The sequence below is a fragment of the Geodermatophilus amargosae genome, assembly GCF_900116515.1.
In the GTDB taxonomy this organism is placed as follows: domain Bacteria; phylum Actinomycetota; class Actinomycetes; order Mycobacteriales; family Geodermatophilaceae; genus Geodermatophilus; species Geodermatophilus amargosae.
Map to the genome: position 1 here is coordinate 1 of NZ_FPBA01000063.1, position 1,322 is coordinate 1,322.

At 69.8% G+C, this 1,322-nt stretch carries 1 protein-coding gene and 1 other annotated feature; the gene reads left to right on the forward strand.

Annotation, left to right across the window (positions count from 1 at the left end; genetic code table 11):
* Window positions 1-51: 51 nt before the first annotated feature.
* A protein-coding gene (locus BM414_RS28120; RefSeq protein ID WP_245785052.1) for an IS3 family transposase occupies window positions 52-1,307 on the forward strand; the annotation gives its coding sequence in 2 pieces (ribosomal slippage) (window positions 52-337 and window positions 337-1,307; 1,257 coding nt in all).
* Window positions 336-464: a sequence feature (AL1L pseudoknot), on the forward strand. (Overlaps the previous gene by 129 nt.)
* Window positions 1,308-1,322: the final 15 nt, after the last annotated feature.

Consider the following 1,322-nt stretch of genomic DNA (forward strand, 5'->3'; position numbering starts at 1 on the left):
TGAACCGCCCCGGGATTGATGGAGGCTTCCAATCACCGAAGGATGGAAGTCATGGCGGCACCGAGGAAGTACCCCGACGAGCTGCGTGAGCGGGCGATCCGCTTCGCCCTCGATCTGGTGGAGGGGCCGGAGAAGCTGAGCGTCAACGCCGCCTGCAAGCGGGTCGGTGAGCAGCTGGGGATCGTGCCGGACTCGCTGCGGAACTGGGTGCAGCAGACCCGCATCGACGACGGCAACGCACCAGGCCTGACGACCGATGAGCGGGCACGGTTGGTCGAGCTGGAGCGGGAGAACCGCGAGCTGCGCCGAGCGAACGCGATCCTCAAGAGCGCCTCGGCTTTCTTCGCGGCCGAGCTCGACCGGCCCTCCCAGCGCTGATCGACTACATCGACCAGCACCGCCAGGAGTTCGGAGTCGAGCCGATCTGCCGCGCCCTCACCGAGGCCGGCACAAAGATCGCTCCGAGCACCTACTACGCCGCCCGCACCCGACCGCCGTCGGACCGGGCGGTGGGCGACGCCCAGCTCAAGACCGAGATCGTCCGGGTGCACGAGGCCAACCTCGGCGTCTACGGCGCCCGCAAGGTCTGGCGGGCGCTAAACCGGGAAGGCGTCCCGGTCGCCCGCTGCCGCGTCGAGCGGCTCATGCGCGAGCTGGGTCTGGCCGGCGCGGTCCGGGGCAAGGTCAAGCGCACCACCGTGCCGGCCGACGCGGCTGCCCGCCCCGGCGACCTGGTCGACCGGGTCTTCAGTGCATCGGCGCCGAACCGGTTGTGGGTGGCCGACCTGACCTACGTGGCCACCTGGTCCGGCTTCGTCTACGTCGCCTTCGTCATGGACGTCTACAGCCGGCGGATCGTGGGCTGGCGGGCCTCCACCTCACTGCGCACCGACCTGGCCCTCGACGCCCTCGAGCAAGGTCTGTGGATCCGAGCCCGCGATGCCCGGGACGTGACCGGCCTGGTGCACCACTCCGACCGCGGCGTGCAGTACCTGGCCATCCGCTACACCGAACGCCTCGACGCCGCCGGCGCCCTGCGCTCGGTGGGCAGCAAGGGCGACTCCTACGACAACGCCGCCGCCGAATCCCTCATCGGCCTCTACAAGACCGAACTCATCCGCCGCCGCGGCCCCTGGCGCGGCCTCGACGACGTCGAACTGGCCACCCTGGAGTACGTCGACTGGTTCAACCACCGACGGCTGCACGGCGCCTGCGGCGACATCCCACCGGTCGAGTTCGAGGACAGCTACTACCGTTCGATCGCCGGCCTCACCGAGGACTCCTCAGCAGAACCGAGCCTCCACTGAACCAGGGGCGGTTCA